This is a genomic window from Streptomyces sp. NBC_01635 (assembly GCF_045209715.1).
In the GTDB taxonomy this organism is placed as follows: Bacteria; Actinomycetota; Actinomycetes; order Streptomycetales; family Streptomycetaceae; genus Streptomyces; species Streptomyces hirsutus.
This window is the reverse complement of record NZ_CP109277.1, coordinates 346,559-362,302: the sequence shown is the minus strand read 5'-3', so window position 1 is coordinate 362,302 and position 15,744 is coordinate 346,559. Positions and strand designations below refer to the sequence as shown.

The window sequence follows — 15,744 nt, the reverse complement described above, 5'->3', positions numbered from 1 at the left end:
CCTACGGCCCCAGCCATGCCCGTATCGACCGTTCCCACAAGCCCCGCAACGGATCGGCCTGTACATCATGTTGCCCCGCACAAGGTGCCAAGTAATCGCCGCTGTAAGAGGGCGAAGCGGGTGGTCATCTCGGTGCGGTGTTCGGTGGCGGTCATCAGGTGCCGCTGGGGCCGGAAGTGGGGGGAGATGCCGCTGAACGCGGCCAGGAACCGCTGGGCTCCGCCGACGCTGCGGAAGCCCTTCATGGCGCGTTCGCGCTGCCGGGTGGGCTGGTGACTGTTCTCCGCCCGGTTGTTCAATCCCTTGTGGGAGCGGTACTCGACCGAGGGCCTCAGCTCCCGGTGGGCGCTGCTGCAGGAGCGAAGCTTGTCGGTGACCATGTCCCTGGACACCCACTGTTGCTTCTTCATGAGCATGGCCAAAAACCGCTTGGCGGCCTTGGCGTCCCGCTTGGACTGCAGCAGGACGTCGAGGACGTTGCCGTCCTGGTCGACGGCCCGCCACAGATACTGCCGCACACCGCTGATCTTGACGAACACTTCGTCGAGATGCCACTTGTCGCCAGGCCGGGGCCGACGGCGGCGCAGTCCGTTCGCGTAGGCCTGGCCGAACTTGGCGCACCAACGGCGCACGGTCTCGTGGGAGACGAGGATGCCGCGCTGGAGCATGAGCTCTTCGACCTCGCGGAAGCTGAGCGGGAAGCGGAAGTACAGCCACACGCAGTGAGAGATCACCTCGGCCGGATACCGGTGCCCCCTGTACGACGGCGCACTGTCCACCGAGGATCCCTCCCAGCCTGATCAACCCGAAGATCATCCCATCCAGTCAACCAACGTGACAGCGCCGCGGGGGAAGCTCAAGCGGCGCGGGCCGGGCAGGAAAGTCTGCCGGACGTGGTCTGGCGGCAGCTTGCCTCCCAGCAGCGGTGGCTGCCGGTGTTGGACAACATCGACGAGCCGCAGGCAGTGGATCCGGAAGGTGAGCCGACGGCGCATTACCGGGGCTGGATCCGCCCACAGGGTCGAGGCCTGCTGCTGATCACCAGCCGAGACACCAGCGAACAGACATGGGAGCGGCACCTGGGAGCTGTTCTTGGACCAGCTTGCGGCGGAAGGACACGTGCTGGCCCGCCCGCTGCTGCGGATGGTATCCCTGCTGGCGACGGCCCCCATGCCGCCCGGCGACGCCGGCGACTCGTCCCCCGGCGACCGGGTGAAGGCCGGCGCGGCCGCGCAGCGCGTCGGGGTCCTGTCGTAGGCCGGCCCGGCGGATACCGCGGTCGTGGTAGCCGGGAATTGCTGCGCGGGGACGACGCGCGAGGGGCCGTTGCCGGGCGATGGTGGGGTCAGGAAACGGAGCTGCGTAGCGGTGCACCAGCGGTCTGCCGGCCCCGTGGACGGCGCGATTCTCACCCCTGCCCGAAGGGACCCGCCATGTTCACTGCCTCCCAGGATTGCCGCACCATCGGCGACCTGCTCGAAGGACACGCCCTCAACGTCCTGGACCCCGGCGAGGCGAGCGCGGTCCGCGCCCACCTGGTGACCTGCCCCGACTGCCGGGACGAGCATCACTGCCTCGCGGTCGTGGCCGCCCACCTGTCCGCTCTGCGCACGGCCCTGGCGCACGACCCCGGCCGGCGGCAGCCGTCCTACCTGCCCGGCTTCGGGTGCCGCCATGGCTCGCGGCCCCGGGGCCGCCGGCACGGTGCGGCCCGGGGGGCCCTGGCCGCCTCGCTGACGCTGTCCCAATGGGTGAGCCGGCTTGCCTACGTCAGGTGAGCGAGGTGGCGGCGTGCTGATCCGTCCGGGCGGATCGTGCCGATCGGCCCGGGCGGCACCCGGGAAGTGCGCGCCGAGCGCGCCGGTGATGGGGCTCGGCGCGCACCGCGGCGGACGCCGCCGGCGGCCCCTGGTCGTGCACACGACCAGGAGGAACCGTGCGCGTGCCCGCTGCCGGGCATTTCTCACCGCGCACCGCCGCCCCTCCGAGGCTGCCGTCACGGGCCGCGATCGCCCTGTCCTACGGGTGGCCGAGGATGCGCTGCTCCGACCGGTGACCCGGCCGGAGCAGCCGGCAGCACCGCTGGCGCTCGTGGACGAGGCCGTTCCAGCCCGGCCGGCCGGGCCGGTGGACGCCTCCGAAGGCCCCTACCACCGCAGCCCCGGTCGGCGGCGAGAAGGCGGCCGCCCCGGTACCGGAGAACGTCACCGCCCGGTTCGCCGACCCGGCCCCACGTCCCTCGGTTGGCCCATGCGCTGGCGCACAACACGGCCACCCGGCACGGCCGGGTCTACGATGTTTCCACCGGCACCGTCGAAGCAGCCGGCGCCCCTGGCACCGCTGTGGCGGCCTGACCGCACGGCCTGATCCTCGCGCATCGGTCCCGGATCACCCGCCGCCCCGCCGCCTCGCCCTCCTGCGGACCAGCACCTCGGATAAGGAAAACCTCTCATGGTGCACGCTCAGTTCGACCCCACCGCCCGTCAGCAGCTGGCCATCGCCGCGATTGAGGCCAAGACCCGCCGGGATGTGTCCTGGCAGCAGACCGCGGACGCCGCAGGCCTGTCGGTCACCTTCGTCACCGCCGCCGTTCTGGGCCAGCACGCCCTGCCCGCCCACGCTGCGCAGGCCGTCGCCGAGCTACTGGGCCTGGACGACGACGCGGCGATGCTGCTCCAGACCATCCCCACCCGCGGCTCGCTCGGGGACAGTGTGCCGACCGACCCGACGATCTACCGCTTCTACGAGATACTCCAGGTCTACGGCACCACCCTCAAGGCCCTGGTGCACGAGCAGTTCGGTGACGGCATCATCTCCGCGATCAATTTCAAGCTGGATGTGAAGAAGGTCGCCGACCCCGAGGGCGGCGAGCGGGCGGTCATCACCCTGGACGGCAAGTACCTGCCCTACAAGCCCTTCTGACCCTTCCCGGGGCGGACCGCAACCCACAGGCTCCCGCCCCCCTTCCCGCGCGCCCCCGTCCTCCCGCGAGATGCCCAGATGCCGCGCGATCGCCCGGACCGGCAGCTGCTCAGCCCGGTGCAGCCGCCGGATCTCTGCCCGGTCCTCCACGAGAATCGCCTTGCCTCCCGGCCTTGACCACCAAAGGCGGAGCCGGACGAAGATCATCAAGTGGGTCACTTCTGATCCGACGCCAGGGGGTCGGCATTCGGGTTCTGGATCACTTTCCGTCCTGGGGCCACGGAGGGTCGCCACAACCGCGATCATGAGCGGTCGTGGCGGAGCTTCACGTTGGTGAGTGTGTGAATGCCTGATGGTGTGGCAGGTGTGGTGGGGCCAGGTTCCGGTTCCGGGCTCAGGCCGCAGCGGGGCAGGCCGGCGCAGCCGGTGACCTGGTCCCAGAGGGCGAAGCACATGGCCATCTCGGCGCGGTATCCGGTGGCGGTCACCAGGTGGCTGCGTGGCCGGAAGCGGGGTGAGATGCCGCTGAACGCGGACAGGAACCGCTGGGCTCCTCCGACGCCGCGGAAGCCCTTCATCGCGCGTTCACGCCGCCTTGTCGGCTGGTGGGAGTTCTCGGCCCGGTTGTTCAGGTCCTTGTGACAGCGATGCTCGACCGAGGGCATCACCTCGCGGCCCACTCGGTGTCGTACTCCGGCCGCACCTCGGCGACCGTCCGCACTGCACGACGGCGCAGCCCAAGCGGGTAGGGGGAAGGACGTGCCATGACTCGATCCTTTCAAACGATCGAGTCCCTACCGAACCCGGAACGGTTCACGCCGGACCACAGCCTTGTCCCGCCGGGACTGCACCAGGATGTTGAGCACGTTCCCGTCGGCGTCCACGGACCGCCACAGGTACTTCAGCCCGCCGTTGATTCTGATGAAGACCTCGTCCAGGTGCCATGCATCCCCGGGCCGGGGCTGCCGGCGGCGCAGGCCGTTGGCGTAGCCCTGCCCGAACTTCGCGCACCGGCGCCGGACGGTCTCGTGGGAGACGAGCACGCCGCGCTCGAGCATCAACTCCTCGACCTCGCGGAACGACAGCGGGAAGCGGAAGTACAGCCATACACAGTGCGCGATGATCTCCACCGGGTACCGGTGCCCCCTGTACGACGGCGGCGCGGATGACACGAGTGAACTCCTCCCCGGCACGATCAACCAGAAGACCATTCCAGGCCGGTCAGCCAACGTGATAAAGCCCCTGAGTAGCAACAATGACTTTCCGAGCCTCATAAGGTAATCGGGGCGGCCGCGTAGCTCAGGAGACTTACGGTACGTTCGCGCTCATGGCGCGGAAACAATGGCTGCTGGTGGGGCTCGCCGCGGTGCTGACCGCTTGCTCGGTTCCGGACCGCGCCTCTGGCGACCGGACCGTGGCGATCGAAGGCATATGGCAGAGCGCCGGATACGGCTACGTTTTCGACATCGCCCGGGACAGTGCGGGGAAGACGCGGCTCACCTCCTACGAACAGACATCGGTGAGCTGCCTCCGGGGGGACTTGTTGGCACCGGTGGGCCGCGATGGCGATGCAACGTCCTTTGGTGAGGAGGGTGAGGTCGAGCTGGTCGTCCGCAGGCAAGGGGACCATCTGATCATGCGGGAGCCGGGGTCGGCCGGGCACATCCGTATGAACCGGCTCGAGAAGCAGCCCGGCTGCCCGTCTGCGATCTCGAGGAACGCGGCTGAGCGTCGTCTGCAGACCTTCGACGTCTTCTGGCAGAACCTCGCCGAGCACTACCCGCCCTATGTGCACCGGAGGCTCGATGCGGCGGGCAGAAAGCGCGACCGGGCGACCCTGGCCGAGCACAACACCGACCGGATGCTCGGCAAGCTGCTGGGTGACACAGTCAGCGAGCTCGGCGACATGCATACCGGTATCGAGGGGGAGGACCTCAGCCTGTACGGCAAACGGCTGGGCACACGCGACTCGGCCGACATGGACACCGATGCCTTCCGGACCGCGATCGAAGCAAGGCTGGGCAAGCGGCTCACTTCCGTCATCGACGGCAAGGTGGAGTACGCGAGCGAGCTGCCGGGCCACCTGGGATACCTGCGCATCACGCAACTCGACGATTTCGCGGACGAGTCGTACGACGTCGACCGGGAAAAGTTCACACAAGCCCTGGACACGGTGTTCGCCGTCGCGGAGCAGGACGGCTGGCGCGGCCTCGTGCTCGATCTGCGCCTCAACGAGGGCGGTTTCGACGGCCTCAGCCTCGAACTCGCCTCCCGGCTGACGGACAAGCCCCATTTCGCGTTCCAGAAGCGGGCGCGCGACACGCAGGCGGCCTCCGGGTTCACGCCGTACGAGAAGCTGCAGGTGTCTCCCAGCGCTCGCCCCGGCTTCCACGGACCGATCGCGCTGCTGGTCAGCGACCTCACGGTGAGCGCAGGCGAGACGGCGGTCATGACGCTGCTGAACCGCTCGCCGAAGCCCACGTTGATCGGCCGCCCGACGCAGGGCGTCTTCTCGGACCAACTGTCGCGGACACTGCCCGGCGGCTGGTCCCTCGACCTCAGCAACGAGGACTACCGGAACGCGGCCGGGCAGAGCTTCGAGGGCCGCGGCATCCCGGTGCCGCAGGAGTTCCGTACCCCTGTCTTCACGGCCACGGAGATCGGACGCCGCTGTGATTCGGCCGTCGCCCGCGCCCTCGACCATCTCGCGAACAAGCCGTCGGCAACGACAACGCCATGCCCCCGCGGATCCACCTGATGGCATTGTCACGCTGGCTGACCGGCCTGGGATGATCTTGTGGTTGATCGTGTGGGGACCGCCAGCTCGAAGAGGCCCTCGCCCATGGCGCCGACCCACTCCATTTCGCCCTCGCCCTCGCCCTCGCCCTCGCCTTCGGCCTCAACGAGAAGACTGCCATCCGTTACGCGGACTCGGCGCGCGCACTGCTGGGAGAGCCTGCTGAGCAGGCATCACAGTGACGAAATGGGCTCGCCTTGGTCCACCCTGGGACGAGATCATGAACACATGCCGTCGACCGAATCTGCAGCCTGCGCGCTTCAGGACCATGCCGTTCTCTGGAGCATCGGCGAGACCCGTGCCATTGACGTCGTCAACGCCGCCTGTGATGCGCTCGTTGCTGGCTTTGCTGGTCCTGCACTACGGATCCTTGCCGCTTGCACGCGGGCGGAGGCGGTTTACGACGTTCCCGAGCTTCTTCCCCCAGCACTCGACGAACTGGGCCTCGCTTTCTATCCACCCGGCAGCGTTGGCGGCCAGGAAACCGCCGCACGAGCACTTGCCGCTCGGATGTTGGCCGGCGAGCTGACTCCACGAGAGTTGGCCTTCCGGATCCACCAGCGCTTCGGGCACGAGCTGCTGCTGGCCGAACGGCTCGCCGAACTCGATGACGAGTACGACATCCTCGGGTGCCGGTGCGACGAACCTCGGACGCTCCGCCACCGTCATGGCTTCACCCGGCCCGTCAACTCGTCGTCGACGGGAATGTTCAGCCGGCCGGCCAGGGTGGTGAGGGCCGTCCCCAGGGGGAGCGTGACCCGGGTGGCGGCGTGCCGGTCGCCGCGGGTGGGGTCCCGGTTGACGATCAGCACCGGCTTGCCGGCCCGGGCCGCCTGGCGGACGAACCGGAGCCCGGACATCACCGTCAGTGAGGAGCCCAGGACCAGCAGGGAGGTCGCCTCGCGGACCAGCGTGCGGCAGTGCTCGACCCGCCGGGGCGGAACGGCTTCGCCGAAGAACACCACGTCCGGTTTGAGGACGCCGCCGCAGACCGTGCAGGGCAGCACGCAGAAGTCCTGGACCTGGTCGTCGGTGAGGTCGGCGTCACCGTCCGGGTTGAGTGCGGCGGCCGCCGGCTCGAAGCCCGCGTTGGCCTCCTCCAGCCGTCGGGCGAGTTCGCCGCGTGGGCTGAGGATGCCGCAGGAGAGGCAGACGACCCGGGCCAGGCTGCCGTGGAGTTCCACGACGCCCTCGCTGCCGGCGGCCTGGTGCAGGCCGTCGACGTTCTGGGTGATCACGCCCGTGAGCAGGCCGTGCCGCGCGAACCCGGCCACGGCCCGGTGCCCGGCGTTGGGGCGAGCACGCCCGAGGGTGCGCCGGCCGAGGTGGCTGCGCGCCCAGTACCGGCGCCGGGCGTGGGGGCCGGCGGTGAAGTCCTGGTAGGTCATCGGGGTGTGCCGGCTCAGGCTCCCGTCCTTGCTCCGGTAGTCGGGGATGCCCGACTCCGTGGAGATGCCCGCCCCGCTGAGCACCAGCACACCGCCGGTGCTCAGCGCCTCGGCGACCGGCTCCAGATCCGTGGTGCCCGGCAGCGCATCCTCGGCGGGGAGCCAGTTCGGAGTGGGGCGCGTGCGCATACCGCCAGGGTACGGAACAGGCCGTCACCACCCGCCTGCGCCGTCCGTGACGCCGTTGCGGCCACCTCTGCCGGTCGCGATCGACACCGATGCGATCGCCCGCCTCTCCCCGGGCCGCCCCGCCTGCACGTCCTGCCGCACACGTCCGGGGGCAAGCCCGCCCCCGGCACGTTCCGCCTCGGCGTCCGACTCGGGACGCTCAAGCCCCGGGGCATCCGGACCGCGCTGCGGGCTGAGGAACAGCCCGACGAACACGGCGGCGTATTCGACATCGCCGACCTCTTCAAGATCGATCCGACGGCCGGGAGGGGCAGCCGATGGCGGCGGGCTCGCTCGGTGACGGCCTGCACCGAGGACGACGCCCATGGCCCCCGGTGCGTCCCAGGGACGTCGATCCTGCCGGAGTAGGGCAACGGCTGCGTGCCCCGGCTCCCCGCCACGCCCCGGGCCGAGACGCGACGGACTGCGGGACGCGCGCCTCGCGTCCACGCAGCCCGTACCGCGGCCGAAGCGGGAGCGGAACCCCGAGGTCCGCTGGAAGGCGGCATTAAGAACGCGTAAAGATTGCCGGGTTCTGGCAATGTGTTCGAGCCGGGTCGCATGGGAGTATCCGGATGCGGGAGATCGTCGAGTGGAAGCGGGGCCCGAATGGACTGGTTTGTGGGTCTCGGTATCGCGGGACTGGTTCTGCTGCTGTTCTCGCTGATCTTCGACGGGATCCTGGAAGGCGTGTTCGGCGGCGTGCTGGACGGGCTGTTCGACGGGCTCCTGTCGCTGCCGGTCATCGCCGGGTTCGTGTCCATGCTCGGCTTCGGCGGTGCGATCGTCCTCGGTACGACGGACCTGGGGGTCACCGGAGCGACGGCGGCCGGAGTCGTGGCCGGGGCCGCCGCGGGGTGGCTGACCTGGAAGCTCAGCCGCGCCCTCATGCGGGACCAGACCGCTGCCACCCCGCGCGGCGGCGATCTCGTCGGCACCTCCGGCTCCGTGGTGACCGCCATCCCGGCCGAGGGATACGGCGAGGTGCTGGTGTATCTCGCAGGGCAGCCGCTGAAGCTGGCCGCGAAGAGTTCAGGGCCCATCGCGCGGGGCGCCGAGGTCTGGGTGGAGTCCGCGTTGTCCACGACATCGGTGGCGGTCCGGCCGGTCGAGCGCTGACCGGTACGGTACGTCACCTCGGCGCGCCGCCCCACCCGCCCGCCTCTTCCGTTTCCGCGGTAGGCGTGTCTCCTGCGTCTCCCGCGTCTCCTGTTCTCGCGTAGCCCACGTTCACGTTCGATCCGAACCACATCGCCGTCCCCCGGGGAGGGCTGAGGGGATTCCATACATATGAGTTCTGTACTGATAGCAGTGGTGGGAGTCGTCGTACTCCTGGTCCTGCTGGCCCTCGTGGTGGTCACCCGCTACAAGGTCGCGGGCCCCAGCGAGGCGTTCATCGTCACCGGCCGGCGCGGCAAGCAGTCCACCGACCCCGAGACCGGCCGGATCTTCACCGACAACAGCGGCCAGAAGGTCGTGGTCGGCGGCGGTGTCTTCGTCGTGCCCTTCGTCCAGCAGAAGTTCACCCTCGAACTGTCCAGCCGGCACATTCCGATCGCTGTCCGGGGCGCGGTCACCCTGCGCGGGGTGAAGGCGAACCTCGAGGGTGTCGCCATCGTCAAGGTCGGCGGCACCGAGGACTCGATCCGCGCCGCGGCCCAGCGCTTCCTCGACCAGCAGGACGGCATCGTCGGGTTCACGCAGGAAGTGCTCTCCGGCGCGCTGCGCTCCATTGTCGGGCGCATGTCCGTCGAGGACATCATCCGGGACCGTGCCGCCTTCGCCGGGCAGGTCGCGGAGGAGGCCGAGGCCAGCCTGTCCGGGCAGGGCCTCGTGCTGGACGCCTTCCAGATCCAGGACATCACCACCGAGGGCTCCTACCTGCAGGACCTGGGCCGGCCCGAGGCGGCCCGCGCCAAGCAGGAGGCCGACATCGCCGAGGCCGTCGCCCGGCGCGCCTCCGAGCAGGCCCGGCTCAAGGCGGAGGAGGAGATCGCGATCGCCCAGCGCACCTTCGCCCTGAAGCAGGCCGAGATCAAGGCCGAGACGGACGAGGCCGCCGCCCGCGCCGACGCCGCCGGCCCGCTCGCCGAGGCAGCCCGGCGGCAGGAGGTCCTGCAGGAGCAGGAGAAGGTCGCGGCCCGGCAGGCCGCGCTGACCGACCGCGAACTGGACACCAAGGTCCGCAAGCCCGCCGACGCCGCCCGCTACCAGGCCGAGCAGGAGGCCGAAGCCCGCCGTATCGCCTCGGTCAAGGAAGCCGAGGCGGCCGCCGAGCGGGCACGGCTGACCGGTGAGGGCGAGAAGGCCCACCGCGCGGCGCTCGCCGACGCCGTACGCCTCGAGGGTGACGCCGAAGCCGCCGCGATCGCTGCGAAGGGTTCGGCGGAGGCCGAAGCCATGCACAAGAAGGCCGACGCCTTCGAACGCTACGGCGACGCGGCGGTGCTGCAGATGCTGGTCGAGGTGCTGCCGCAGGTCGTCGGCAAGGCCGCCGAACCACTGGCCGCCGTGGACAAGCTGACCGTCATCTCCACCGACGGCGCGGGGCAGCTCACGCGCACCGTCACCGACAACGTCGCCCAGGGCATGGAGCTCCTCAACTCCGCCACCGGCGTCGACCTCGCCCAGCTCCTCCAGGGGCTCACCCAGCGCGGTACGTCGACGACGCCGGCTCCCGTGGAGCCCGCCAACGGCAAGGTCGACATCTCGGAATGACGTCCCCGGCGTCGGAGCCCGCACGCCCCTTCCGGCGTCCGGGCTCCGACGCCGTGTGTACGCCATGGAACGACGCGGAGGACTCCACCCCGGGCAGGTGGGGCCCTGCGGCACGTACACCTTTCGTCAAGAGAGCACGGGCTCCCCTCGCGAGGCCGGTCGTCGGGTGCGGCCGGCGGGGGCTTCGCCGGCCGATGCAATTGTGTTGAAGGTGGCTTCGGCCCGCTCCTCGCACTCGGCGGGAACGGGGAAGTCCACGTGCACCCGGTCCTTGAGCCCCTTCAGCTTCTGTTCACAAGCTCACGGCCTGCCCGCGGCCGGTGCGAAGAGGCCCTCCGGGTCGTACGCGGCGCGCGTGTGCTCGAGCCGCTCCTCGTGCGAACCGAAGACCGCGCCGCGCAGCTCGTTCGCATCCTCTCCGAGCCCGGCGAAGTTGAGGTACGTCCCGCCGCTCGAGAACCGCTTCATCGCGTCCCACGCCGAGCGTGCCCATCCGATCGCGGTCTCGTCCAGCGCCGGGTCCCGCCAACCCGCGTCGACGCTCACGTTGTAGCGCGCGGACCTATGAGCGAACGCGCTGTCGTCGGGGCCGACGCGCGCCACGGCGCCGCCCAGGGTGCGCACGACGATCAGGCTCTCCGGAGTCGGCCTCCGGGAGTACCACTCCACCAGGGTGCTGATGGCCTCGTCGCTCAGCTCGTCCATGAAGTGCGACTTCATGAAATAGCGTTCACCGTCGGGGAACCGCCAGGTATTCGCGCTCTGCAGCGCGACGTAGGGAACGGTTCCGCTCAAGTCCATGAGCGGTGGCCCCAGTTCGCGTTGCGGCGCCAGCGCGGCGGTCGCAGCGTCGCCCGGAGGGCCCCCGTACACGGCGCCGACCATCACGCAGTTCGATCGGTGCAGTTCCTGCGGGATCGCGGGGTCCGCGGGGACGCTCCAGAGCAGGAGTTCCGGCGTGACCGTTTCCGGCGCGGTGTACGTCGCGTCCCGCCAGGCCCGCAGCACTTCCTCGGCACGCTCGTAGGGATGGAGAACCAGCACACCGGCCACCTCGGGCCCGAGCGGGTGGAGGCCGAACTCGAAGGACGTGACGACTCCGAGCCCCCGGCCCCCGCCGCGCGCCGCCCAGAACAGCTCGGGTTCTTCCTCCCGGCTCACCGTGCGTACCGCGCCGTCCGCGGTGACGATCTCGAGTGAGCGGACGCTGTCGCAGCTCAGGCCGAACGCCCGCATCACAAAACCGAAGCCGCCGCCGAGTGTGAGACCGGCGATCCCGGTGGCCGAGATCTCCCCGCCCGGCGTGGCCAGAGCGTGCAGCTGGGTCTCGCGGTCGAGCTCACCCCAGGTCACACCCGCCTGGGCCCGCGCGGTGCGGGCCGTGGGGTCGACGTGCACGCCCTTCATACGCGACAGGTCGATCACCAGCCCGTCGTCGCACACCCCGCTGCCCGCCACCTGGTGCCCGCCCCCGCGGATGCTGACGAGGGGACGGTGCTTGCGCGCGACCCGTACCGCCTCGACCACGTCCGCCGTACCGGAGCACCGGGCGATGAGCGCGGGGCGACGGTCGATCAGCCCGTTCCACACGGCCCGGGCCTCGTCGTAGCCGGGGTGCCCGCGGTCGATCACCTCGCCCTGGAACGAGGAGCGCAGCTCGTCCGTCAGCGCCTGACCAGCGGCGGTCGACAGTACGGCCCCTTGCCCGTCCGGCATGTGCGTCACCTTCTTCGGGGTGCGCTGCTTGCTGCCGCTGTCTCGTTTCACGCTAGTCCGGAGTGTTAGGGCCCGCATGCCGACCCGACGACTCCCGGGGAAGCACCGGGGCCCGTCGTCACCACTGGGTGCGTTGCTGTGGCGCTCGCCGTGGGCCGACCACACGATGACCGCCGACGCGCCGCTGCGGACGGCACGGCGGCCGAAGCCCCGCAGGAGGGCCGTGCGACTGCCGCGTCACCCGTCGCCGACACACCACCCGCCCGCTACGACGACCCGTGGGCCCTGGTGACCCACCGCGCTCTCAAACGGCCGCCCCAAGCGAGCAACACCCAGGAACCGATCGGCCGCGCCGTACGGACGGTCGACCACGACAGCGCCACCGGCGACCGCACTCGGCACAGTCCCGAAGGGCGGTGACCGGCCACGGAGCGGGACGAGGCCGGGTCCAACTCGTGATCGTCTGCCTCTGTCCTGCTCCGGCCGGGGACGACAGAATCGGGAACAGGACCGACCGGTGGGCAGTCACCCACGCCGGGCCCTCTCCTTCGGCCCGTACCGGGGCAGGAACCGCGGGAGGGAACCCTCGGACGAACAGGAGCTCTCGTGACGTACGACGTCGAAACCATCCGCGCGCAGTTCCCCGCACTGACCGCCGGAACAGCCCACTTCGACGGCCCCGGCGGCACTCAGACCCCCCGGCCCGTCATCGAGGCCGTCTCGGACGCGCTGAGCAGTCCGCTGTCGAACCGGGGACACGGGACGGTCGGGGAACGCAACGCCGAGAGCATCGTCACCGCGTGCCGGCAGGCGCTGGCCGACCTTCTGGGAGCGGACCCGGCCGGGATCGTGTTCGGACGCAGCGCCACGCAGCTCGCCTACGACTTCTCGCGCACCCTTGCCAAGACGTGGTCGCCGGGGGACGAGGTGGTCGTGACCCGGCTGGACCACGACTCGAACATCCGCCCCTGGGTCCAGGCCGCAGCCCGGGTCGGCGCCACCGTACACTGGGCCGACTTCGATCCGGTCACCGGGGAACTGACCGCCGACGACATCCGGGCAGTGCTCTCGGAACGCACCCGGCTGGTCGCTGTGACCGCCGCCTCCAACCTGATCGGCACGCGTCCCCGGATCGCTGAGATCTCCCGCCTGGTGCACGAGGCAGGCGCGCTGACGTACGTCGACGGTGTGCACTACGCGGCTCATTCCCTGGTCGACGTCGAGCAGCTGGGCGCGGACTTCTTCACCTGTTCCCCGTACAAGTTCCTCGGGCCGCACCACGGAGTGCTCGCCGCCCGGCCCGAGTTGCTGGAGACACTGCATCCCGACAAGCTGCTCCCCTCCACCGACGTCGTTCCGGAGCGCTTCGAACTCGGCACGTTGCCCTACGAGTTCCTCGCGGGCACCCGTGCCGCCGTCGACTTCCTCGCCGGACTCGACGCACGCGCGTCGGGCACCCGGCGTCAGCGACTGACCGCGGCTTTCGCGGCGCTCGAGGGACACGAGGAAAACCTGCGGGCCCAGATCGACAAGGGACTGAGTGCACTCGACGGTGTCACGGTCCACTCCCGCGCCACCGACCGTACGCCCACCCTGCTGCTGACCGTCGACGGTCGCAGTACGACGGATGCCTGTCGGTTCCTCTCGGAACGCGGTGTCCACGCGCCGTCCGGGTCGTTCTACGCGATCGAGGCCTCCCGCAGGCTCGGCCTCTCGGACACCGGAGGACTCCGTGTGGGCCTCGCCCCCTACAACACCACGGAAGATGTGGAGCGGCTCCTGGCCGGCCTGTCCGATTTCCTGGCCGGGCCTTCCTGACGCCCGGCTTCCTGACGCCCGGCTTCCGGACCCTGCGTACCCGGACGGTCGAACCCGTGGCCCACGGACCGCACGTAACGCAGACCGGACGGAGGAACGGGGCCGGGTTGCTCTCCAGGTGGTGCCGGCGGCGTTCGGGCCGGAGGGCGGCCCGGCCCTTCCTGATGTTCTCGATCCTGCCTGGCGGCGCCGCAAGCTGCTGGTGGGCGCAGCGGCGGACCGCGCCGGCAGCGGGCCGTGCGGGCCAGGCCTCGGGGAAGGGCTTCATCGTCGAGGCCGGCAATCCCATGGGTCTGCCGACCTTCGGTGCGGTGCTGCCACGGTCGCGAGTGAGACGGGTGGAATGAGAAGGCGGGCCTGACTCGCTGATGCGGTGTCGGGCGCTGATGGCGCGGCAGTTCGTTTTCCGGGAGAAACAGCCGGCTGCGCGGCGCAGGATTTCACGCTCCGGTTGCCGCTCCTTCTCCGCTTTCGGACATCGTGCGTTCTCTGCCCGCGCCCGGACCGGTTCCTCGCCCGAGTTCCTGTCGGCGCCAAGGTGTTCGGATACCTGGGACTCGTCCTCGCGGGCCCGGGTTCGCAGTGATGCGGCGGTGATGCCGAGATCGGCGGCCACTGCCGCATACGTGCGCGTACCAGCCGCATACCAGCCGCGGCGCGACAGAGTGCGGCGGCGTTCTTCCTGGACTCCTGTGGATGCGGAGACTTGCGTCTTACCTGGACATTCCTTCCTGGACTGCCAAGATCAACGGCCAGGGTGTCCACTGCGAGGGACCAGCCTCACGGTTCGTCCTGTGTACGGACGAGCCGTCACCAGGTGGCCTGTGCTCGTCCGCGTGATCCGCACCTCCACCGTGTCGGATCGGCCGCGAAGTCGGTCACCGAGAGGCCGGTATCGGCCGGCACGGTGTTGCGGGTTTTCTGGTGGGGGAGAATTGACATGACCCGGGGAAGGCGTTTCGGGCGCCTTCCCCGGGTCATGGTGTCCTGCTGTGGCTTACGCCTTTGCGGCGCGGCAGGCGTTGTCCGCGATGAGCGCCGGCACGGATGACACGTTCATGAGCAGAACGCGGCACAGGAGCTGATCGGCCGGGAGGCCGGAACCGCCGGTCGTACAGGCGAGGTTGGTGTCGGTGCTGGAGTAGCCCTGGGAAGCGAGGTAGGACGTGCAGTCGCTGGGCGCGGCCTGCGCCGAAGGAGCGGTCACCAGCATGGTGCCGCCGACGGCGGCTGCGGTGACCACCGCAGCCGCCAGACGGGCACGAAGGGGACGCATCATGATTCCTCCCGAGGTGAGCGGAAATCCCGGAAGAGGACCCCTCCGGGATTGCTCTACAAGGTAAGCGCACTTACCGATGAAATGAACAGGAAGCTCAGGGAGTGGATTTGACTCAATGGGTTCGGCGTAAGGAAATGGCCTCTGCGGAGAACTCGGGGAAGAGGCGCTTTCCTGCGCCTCCCGGTATGCCTGTGACGCCTAGGGTGGAGGAGGTCTTCGAGTGATCGGATTATGAACTCTGAACGGAAGAACCGATCGGAGGTGATCGAATGGTTCATCAGGCCCGTCATGGCGGATTGGCCAACTTTGTATGGTGCCGGCACAGTCCGGAAACAGCGGCACTTCGCCTTCCCCAGGATTCAAACCCGACAAAGGGGAGCGTGTGAAGCACTGAACGGCTGGCAAGTTGTAAAGGAGCGCAAAAGGGGCATCGCCAGTTCCGCCAGGGGGAGTGACTCATGGGGGCGGAGTGGAAGAACCGCCCCGAAGGGTTCAAGCGGGAGGCGGCGGAGCCGGCACGGTCGTCGAAGGACCGCTCGCTCACGGACATCGCTCACAGCCCGGGCATCCGTCCGGAGACGCCGCGGAAGCGGATCCGCGACGACTCGGGGCGCCGGCCCCCGGGTAACCGACCACCGGTCTCAAGCGCCCGCCGACGGCGCACTCACCCCACGCGGCGTGCTGTCGACCGCGCACTCGCCCGGTCCCGTGCACCCGTCGAGCGCGGCATGGCCCGACTGAAGTCCTGGCGGATCTTCCGCAGGTCACGCATCACCCCGAACCGGATGACGTCAATCGCCGTAGCCTACTTCTCCCCGTGGAGGAGACGCTGAAAGAGCTCGGTCGCCGCGCCAGGCGTGTGGAGGTGATGTCTGGGC

The 15,744-nt window shown here is 69.8% G+C and carries 13 protein-coding genes and 2 pseudogenes; 9 read left to right on the top strand and 6 right to left on the bottom strand.

The features are described from left to right. Positions 1–65: 65 nt before the first annotated feature. Positions 66–779, bottom strand: coding sequence for an IS6 family transposase (locus OHB56_RS01750; protein ID WP_406351219.1), 714 nt, complete (start codon positions 777–779; stop codon positions 66–68). Positions 780–1,092: 313 nt separating this feature from the next. On the opposite strand from OHB56_RS01750, the gene OHB56_RS01745 reads away from it, so the two are divergent. From OHB56_RS01745 to cynS, 3 genes are all read left to right on the top strand, one after another. Beyond that, a complete protein-coding gene (locus tag OHB56_RS01745) occupies positions 1,093–1,257 on the top strand; it encodes a hypothetical protein (RefSeq protein WP_406351217.1) in 165 nt (54 codons plus the stop codon). Positions 1,258–1,433: 176 nt separating this feature from the next. Beyond that, positions 1,434–1,778: an anti-sigma factor family protein gene (locus OHB56_RS01740; RefSeq protein WP_406351215.1), complete on the top strand. Its 345-nt coding sequence runs from the start codon at positions 1,434–1,436 to the stop codon at positions 1,776–1,778. A gap of 673 nt (positions 1,779–2,451) precedes the next feature. Next, complete coding sequence (gene cynS, locus OHB56_RS01735) at positions 2,452–2,922, top strand: cyanase (RefSeq protein WP_326756818.1); 471 nt, start codon at positions 2,452–2,454, stop codon at positions 2,920–2,922. A gap of 407 nt (positions 2,923–3,329) precedes the next feature. Here cynS and OHB56_RS01730 read toward each other — a convergent pair. Then, positions 3,330–4,133: pseudogene (locus tag OHB56_RS01730) on the bottom strand (transposase); the annotation flags it as partial. Between the two features lie 116 nt (positions 4,134–4,249). On the opposite strand from OHB56_RS01730, the gene OHB56_RS01725 reads away from it, so the two are divergent. Beyond that, entirely contained in the window at positions 4,250–5,680 is a 1,431-nt protein-coding gene (locus OHB56_RS01725; protein ID WP_406351213.1) for a S41 family peptidase, read from the top strand. Between the two features lie 399 nt (positions 5,681–6,079). Here OHB56_RS01725 and OHB56_RS01720 read toward each other — a convergent pair whose 3' ends face one another. Continuing rightward, complete coding sequence (locus tag OHB56_RS01720; RefSeq protein ID WP_406351212.1) at positions 6,080–6,388, bottom strand: hypothetical protein; 309 nt, start codon at positions 6,386–6,388, stop codon at positions 6,080–6,082. Beyond that, entirely contained in the window at positions 6,385–7,296 is a 912-nt protein-coding gene (locus OHB56_RS01715; protein ID WP_406351210.1) for an NAD-dependent protein deacetylase, read from the bottom strand. The genes OHB56_RS01720 and OHB56_RS01715 overlap by 4 nt, the downstream gene beginning before the upstream one ends. Before the next feature lie 648 nt (positions 7,297–7,944). On the opposite strand from OHB56_RS01715, the gene OHB56_RS01710 reads away from it, so the two are divergent. Together OHB56_RS01710 and OHB56_RS01705 are read left to right on the top strand one after the other, a co-directional pair. Then, positions 7,945–8,454, top strand: coding sequence for a hypothetical protein (locus OHB56_RS01710; protein WP_055594064.1), 510 nt, complete (start codon positions 7,945–7,947; stop codon positions 8,452–8,454). A gap of 171 nt (positions 8,455–8,625) precedes the next feature. Beyond that, the gene (locus OHB56_RS01705) at positions 8,626–10,053 is read left to right on the top strand and encodes an SPFH domain-containing protein (protein ID WP_326750839.1); all 1,428 of its coding nucleotides are present in this window, start codon (positions 8,626–8,628) and stop codon (positions 10,051–10,053) included. A 300-nt stretch (positions 10,054–10,353) separates the two neighbouring features. Here the strand turns inward: OHB56_RS01705 and OHB56_RS01700 are convergent, their stop codons facing one another. After that, the gene (locus tag OHB56_RS01700) at positions 10,354–11,820 is read right to left on the bottom strand and encodes an FAD-binding oxidoreductase (protein ID WP_326750838.1); all 1,467 of its coding nucleotides are present in this window, start codon (positions 11,818–11,820) and stop codon (positions 10,354–10,356) included. A gap of 99 nt (positions 11,821–11,919) precedes the next feature. Between OHB56_RS01700 and OHB56_RS01695 the strand changes: the two genes are divergently transcribed. Together OHB56_RS01695 and OHB56_RS01690 are read left to right on the top strand one after the other, a co-directional pair. Beyond that, positions 11,920–12,189, top strand: coding sequence for a hypothetical protein (locus tag OHB56_RS01695; RefSeq protein WP_406351208.1), 270 nt, complete (start codon positions 11,920–11,922; stop codon positions 12,187–12,189). Between the two features lie 186 nt (positions 12,190–12,375). Next, positions 12,376–13,587: a cysteine desulfurase-like protein gene (locus tag OHB56_RS01690; protein ID WP_406351206.1), complete on the top strand. Its 1,212-nt coding sequence runs from the start codon at positions 12,376–12,378 to the stop codon at positions 13,585–13,587. A 997-nt stretch (positions 13,588–14,584) separates the two neighbouring features. Here OHB56_RS01690 and OHB56_RS01685 read toward each other — a convergent pair. Further along, complete coding sequence (locus tag OHB56_RS01685) at positions 14,585–14,866, bottom strand: hypothetical protein (RefSeq protein WP_406351204.1); 282 nt, start codon at positions 14,864–14,866, stop codon at positions 14,585–14,587. Between the two features lie 631 nt (positions 14,867–15,497). On the opposite strand from OHB56_RS01685, the pseudogene OHB56_RS01680 reads away from it, so the two are divergent. Continuing rightward, positions 15,498–15,699: pseudogene (locus OHB56_RS01680) on the top strand (IS5/IS1182 family transposase); the annotation flags it as partial. Positions 15,700–15,744 lie beyond the last annotated feature (45 nt).